The organism is uncultured Lentibacter sp. (assembly GCF_937123735.1).
Lineage (GTDB): Bacteria > Pseudomonadota > Alphaproteobacteria > Rhodobacterales > Rhodobacteraceae > Lentibacter.
This window is the reverse complement of the sequence record NZ_CAKZKL010000031.1, coordinates 1-5,260: the sequence shown is the minus strand read 5'-3', so window position 1 is coordinate 5,260 and position 5,260 is coordinate 1. Positions and strand designations below refer to the sequence as shown.

Genomic DNA, 5,260 nt, shown 5'->3' with positions numbered 1-5,260 from the left:
GGGCGCTCGCGGCAGTAGATCTTGCCAACGCCAGGCAGGGTCACCGCACCGCCGCCGGAAACTTCTTTGGTGATGATCGCAATGATTGAATCAAGTGCGCCAGTCGCTGTTTTCTTGTCCGCGCCCATTTCTTCGGCGATCGCTGCAACAAGCTGTGTTTTTGTCATTGGTTTTGTCATTTTGTAGTCTCCTGTATTTGCCCGATCTTGGGCCCGATCGACGCCATATAACTGTATGATGCGAGTCAACACAACGAATTGTATGCGCAAACCCCAAGAAAAACTGGATTTTGAGGGGTTTTGACCTCTACAGAAATGCCGTTTCGTTAAAACTTCGCAACTTTCGGCTATGCAAACGCTCCAAAGGCATATTCCGCAGAGATTCCATTGCCTTGATCCCGATCCTCAAATGCCGCTCCACCTGCGTCTTATAGAAGTCGCTGGCCATGCCAGGCAGCTTCAGCTCTCCGTGCAAAGGTTTGTCCGAAACGCATAAAAGCGTGCCATAAGGCACCCGGAAGCGGAAGCCGTTGGCCGCAATCGTCGCGCTTTCCATATCCAGTGCAATCGCCCGGCTCTGGCTGAGCCGCTGCACCGGCCCCTCGGTTTCGCGCAACTCCCAGTTGCGGTTGTCGAGGCTGGCCACGGTGCCGGTGCGCATCAGCCGTTTCAGCTCATACCCCTTCAGCTCGGTCACCTCGGCCACAGCCTCCTCCAGCGCCACCTGAATTTCGGCCAGCGCCGGAACAGGAACCCAAACGGGCAGATCATCGTCCAACACCTTGTCTTCGCGCAGGTAAGCATGAGCCAGAACAAAGTCGCCCAAAAGCTGGCTGTTGCGCAGCCCCGCGCAGTGTCCCACCATAATCCAGGCATGCGGGCGCAACACGGCGATATGGTCTGTCGCTGTCTTGGCGTTTGACGGCCCCACACCGATGTTCACCAGCGTGATCCCCGAGCCATCCGCGCGCTTGAGGTGAAAGGTCGGCATCTGCGGCTGCTTTTGCGAAAGCTCTAGCCGCTGGTCCGCCTCGGTGATCTCGGCATTACCGGTGCCCACAAAGCTGGTGTAGCCGCTTGCCTTGTCAGCAAGCTGCGCGCGCGCATAGGCCTCAAACTCGTTCACATAAAACTGGTAGTTGGTGAAGAGCACATGGTTTTGAAAGTGCTCTGGCTCTGTTGCTGTGTAGTGGGCCAGCCGCGCCAGAGAGTAATCCACCCGCTGCGCCGTGAAGGGCGCCAAAGGCCCCGCAGCCCCGTCACCAGACTGATGGGTTCCGTTGACAATATCATCATTTGTGGTGCTCAGGTCGGGCACATCAAACACATCGCGCAGGGTAAACTCGGCCGCGCCTTCCTGCGGCACGGTGATCTGCGGATCATTGGCCACCGCAAAATGAATGGGCAGCGGCGTTTGCGAATAGCCCACCTCCACAGGCACTCCGTGATTTTCCATCAACAGTTCCAGCTGCTGGGTCAGATACCCGCGAAAAAGGTCAGGACGGGTGATTGTCGCCTCATGCCGCCCGGGTTGGGAGACATGGCCAAAGCTCAAGCGGCTGTCGATCTGGGCATAGCTCGCAGTCTCGATCCGCACCATCGGATAAAAAGCCCGGATACGCCGCCCCGAAGGCGGCGAGATCATGGCCTTGGCAAAAGCCTCACACAAGAAGGAACAAGACGCCGCATACAGCCTTTCAAGATGTGCAACAGCGGCGTGCGGATCGTCAAACCGTTGAAAACGGCCCGGTTCTGGTGTCACAAATTGTGAAGGCATGATCGCTCCCCGCCTGCTAAAGAGAAGCCGGCGCCATCACGGCAGCGCCAGTTTGCTCCGAGGGTGACACTTCCCCACGGTTTGTTCAAGGAGAGGCTTATGGACTACGAAACAGTTGCCCCCGACCAGTTCGGCGCGTCCCTGCGCGGGTTCGGCTTCAACATTCTCGTGCAGGATGTGCCGCGCAGCGCCCGCTTTCTGAGCGAGGTGTTTGATCTTGCCGCCCACCGCGTCAGCGCCGATTTCGCGATTATCCGCCAAGGCCAGGCTGTCTTGCAGCTGCACGCTGACAGCACCTACGGCCAACACCCGCTGCTCGGCCTGCTGCCAGACAACCCGCCACGCGGCGCAGGCGTCGAAATCCGCCTGTATGAGTGTGACCCTGACACAGCCGCCGCGCGCGCAAAAGCCGCCGGAGGCGCTCTTTTGCAAGCCCCGTCAGACAGGCCCCACGGCCTGCGCGAAGCCTATATTCTCTGCCCGGACGGCTACGCATGGGTGCCGTCGCGCCCGGTCTGACGCACGCAGTCTGATGCACCCGGTTTGACGCACCCGGTTTGACGCACCCTGTCTGATCCCTGTCGCAATTGGGCTTTATCGCCGCTGGCCGGCCCCGTAAGCTGTCCCAAAGGAGCGCCCTCATGCCAACATCCCCCACACGCCCCAACCTGAAAAACTGGCAGGAAAGGGTCGATCTCGCAGCCGCGTTTCGCTGGATTGCACGGCTGAACATGCACGAGGGCGTGGCCAATCACCTCTCGCTGGCCATCAACGAAAGCGGCACGCGCTTCCTGATCAACCCCAACCAGAAGCATTTTGCGCGCATCAAGGCCTCCGATATGCTGGAGCTGGACGCAGAAGACCCGGAAACGCTCGCCGGGCCAAACGCCCCCGACCCAACCGCTTGGGGCCTGCATGGCGGTCTCCACCGAGCCTGCCCCCATGCCCGCTGTGCCATGCATGTCCACTCGATCCATGCCACCGTGCTGGCCTCTTTGGCCGACAGCCGGCTCCCCCCGATCGACCAGAACTGCGCCACCTTCTTCAACCGCTATGTGATCGATGATCATTACGGCGGCCTCGCCTTTGAAGACGAGGGCGCACGCTGCGCTGCGCTGTTCAGCGATCCCAAGCAAAAGGTGATGATCATGGGCAATCACGGCGTGCTGGTCATTGGCCAGACCGTCGCCGAGACATTCAACCGCCTCTACTACTTTGAACGCGCTGCCGAAACCTATATCCGCGCACTCCAAACTGGCCAGAAACTGCGCGTGCTGCCGGATGACATCGCCGAGAAAACCGCACAAGAACTGGAAACCTATCCGGATCAGGACGAGCGACACCTCGCCGAACTCAAAGCCATCCTCGACGAAGAAGGCTCCAACTACGCAACCTGAGCCCTTCTTATTGCTCTAAATATCCAACCACAACCGCGCAACAAGTGCGCTCTGTCGGTCATCGCGTTTGCTTCGCAAACTGCTTGAGGGGGTCCGGGGGGCTCGCCCCCCGGCGGGTCGGGCGCGAAGCGCCCGAAGTCCCTAGGCTTTGCGCTCGTCGCGCGGCCTGAGGCCAAACTCGGCCCTGTAAGCGCGCGTCATCGCGCTTGCGTCCTGATAGCCCGCCCGCAAGGCCACCTCCGTGATGGGCAGAGCCGTCTCCTTCAAAAGCTTGCGCGCAGCCAAAAGCCGGATGCGGCGGTAAACCGCGCGCGGCGTCGCGCCCAGCTCGCGCTTCATCCGCACTTCCAGGTCCTTCTGCGCGCGCCCGGCCCTGCGGGCAATCTCGCCCATTGGCAAGGGCTGCTCGACATGGGCCTGCATCAAACGGATCGCCCGCACCACGCTGCGCGCCCGTGCCATGGGCACATCCTGTGGCGTGGCCTCGTCCGGGCTCATGAAAAGTGTCGCCAGCTCGAGCCTGAGCGCCTGCCCGTGGCGCGCGCCAATGCGGTGGGTCATCACATCAAAGGCAGCTTGGGCGCCGGAACAGGTCACGCGGTCCCCGTCTTCCACAAAGCGGGCGCGCTCGGCCTGCACGTCCGGAAAGGCTTCCCCAAAGCGCTCAAGCTCCTCCCAATGGATGGTCGCGCGCCGCCCGTTCAACAGCCCCGCATGGGCCAGAAGCCAGCTGCCAGTGTCAAACCCCGCCAGCACCTCGTAACGCCCTGCCGCAGCCCGTAAGCCACGCGCCGTGGCTTCGCGGGCGTGGCTGGCAAAACCATAGCTCGGCATGACAATGAGCATATCCCCGCCAAGTCCGCTGAGCGCCCCATGAGCAGCCACGCTCATACCGCTTGAGGACAACACCGGCGCGCCGTCCAGCGTCAGCAAACGCCAGCGATAGAGCACGCGCCCTGAAAGCGTGTTGGCCGCGCGCAGCGGCTCGATCGTATTGGCAAGGCAAAGCCCCGAGAAGGCTTCAAACAACAGCACATCGACCTGCTGCACTGCGGCGTCGTGATTCTTCCAAATCTGCATGATTATTTCTAAATCTGCACAGAGGTTGCCTGCAAGCCGCTTAACCTCTGGGCAAACCAACCCAAGGACAGATCCATGCAATTTGCGCCCAGCGAAGAACAACAGATGATCATCGACACCACCCGCGCGTTTGTCGAGAAAGAGCTTTACCCCCATGAAGCCCTCGTCGAGCGCACGGGGCATCTGCCGATGGAGCTGATCCAGGAGCTTCAAGCCAAGGCCATGGCGGCGGGGCTCTATGCGGCCAATATGCCCGAAGAGGTCGGCGGGGCCGGGCTCGATACGCTCACTTGGCTGATGTATGAAAAAGAACTGGGCCGCGCCAATTATGCGCTCCACTGGACCTGTGTGGCCCGCCCCTCCAACATCCTGCTGGCCGGAACAGAAGAGCAACGCGAGCAGTATCTCTTCCCCTGTATAAAAGGCGAGAAATGGGACTGCCTCGCCATGACCGAGCCAGGTGCCGGCTCTGACTTGCGCGGTATGACAGCCAGCGCGAAAGAAGACGGCGACGACTTCATCCTCAACGGCACGAAACACTTCATCAGCCACGCCGATATTGCCGATTTTGCCATCGTCTTCATGGCGACAGGCGAGGAAGATACGCCGCGCGGGCCGAAAAAACTGATCACCGCGTTCTTTGTCGACAAGGGCACGCCCGGCTTCACCGTGCGCGACGGTTACCGCAATGTGAGCCATCGCGGCTATACCAACGCGGTGCTGGAGTTTGACAACTGCCGCCTGCCGCGCGCGGCTGTGCTCGGCGAGGTGCACAAGGGCTTTCAGGTTGCCAACGACTGGCTCGGCGCAACGCGCCTGCAAGTGGCCGCCACATCACTGGGCCGCGCCGAACGCGCCTTTGAGCACGCGCTGGAATACTCCGCCGAGCGAAAGCAATTCGGCCAGCAAATCTCGAAGTTTCAGGGCATCTCCTTCAAGCTCGCCGACATGGCGCTCGAAATCAAAGCTGCCAATCTGCTCACTTGGGAAGCGGGCTGGAAGTTTGA

Annotated in this window: 6 protein-coding genes; 3 read left to right on the top strand and 3 right to left on the bottom strand. The window is 60.8% G+C overall.

All coding sequences use genetic code 11. The features are described 5' to 3' along the window. Together Q0478_RS09970 and Q0478_RS09965 are read right to left on the bottom strand one after the other, a co-directional pair. Positions 1-179, bottom strand: a 179-nt coding sequence (locus tag Q0478_RS09970) for an HU family DNA-binding protein (RefSeq protein WP_298678844.1), incomplete at its 3' end; no start/stop codon positions are given. A gap of 127 nt (positions 180-306) precedes the next feature. Beyond that, positions 307-1,776, bottom strand: coding sequence for an AMP nucleosidase (locus tag Q0478_RS09965; protein ID WP_298678842.1), 1,470 nt, complete (start codon positions 1,774-1,776; stop codon positions 307-309). A 99-nt stretch (positions 1,777-1,875) separates the two neighbouring features. On the opposite strand from Q0478_RS09965, the gene Q0478_RS09960 reads away from it, so the two are divergent. Both Q0478_RS09960 and Q0478_RS09955 read left to right on the top strand, forming a co-directional pair. Then, positions 1,876-2,295, top strand: a complete 420-nt coding sequence (locus tag Q0478_RS09960) for a VOC family protein (RefSeq protein ID WP_298678841.1) — start codon at positions 1,876-1,878, stop codon at positions 2,293-2,295. Between the two features lie 122 nt (positions 2,296-2,417). After that, positions 2,418-3,173, top strand: coding sequence for a class II aldolase and adducin N-terminal domain-containing protein (locus tag Q0478_RS09955; protein ID WP_298678840.1), 756 nt, complete (start codon positions 2,418-2,420; stop codon positions 3,171-3,173). Between the two features lie 141 nt (positions 3,174-3,314). Here Q0478_RS09955 and Q0478_RS09950 read toward each other — a convergent pair whose 3' ends face one another. Then, positions 3,315-4,253, bottom strand: a complete 939-nt coding sequence (locus Q0478_RS09950; RefSeq protein ID WP_298678839.1) for a GlxA family transcriptional regulator — start codon at positions 4,251-4,253, stop codon at positions 3,315-3,317. A gap of 75 nt (positions 4,254-4,328) precedes the next feature. On the opposite strand from Q0478_RS09950, the gene Q0478_RS09945 reads away from it, so the two are divergent. Beyond that, positions 4,329-5,260: acyl-CoA dehydrogenase family protein (locus Q0478_RS09945; protein WP_298678838.1), on the top strand; the 932-nt coding region annotated here is incomplete at its 3' end.

What these genes read in the sequence shown, in the direction of transcription:
- Q0478_RS09965 (WP_298678842.1), bottom strand. Translation starts at nt 1,776, where the DNA reads ATGCCTTCACAATTTGTGACACCAGAACCGGGCCGTTTTCAACGGTTT.
- Q0478_RS09960 (WP_298678841.1), top strand. Translation starts at nt 1,876, where the DNA reads ATGGACTACGAAACAGTTGCCCCCGACCAGTTCGGCGCGTCCCTGCGC.
- Q0478_RS09955 (WP_298678840.1), top strand. Translation starts at nt 2,418, where the DNA reads ATGCCAACATCCCCCACACGCCCCAACCTGAAAAACTGGCAGGAAAGG.
- Q0478_RS09950 (WP_298678839.1), bottom strand. Translation starts at nt 4,253, where the DNA reads ATGCAGATTTGGAAGAATCACGACGCCGCAGTGCAGCAGGTCGATGTG.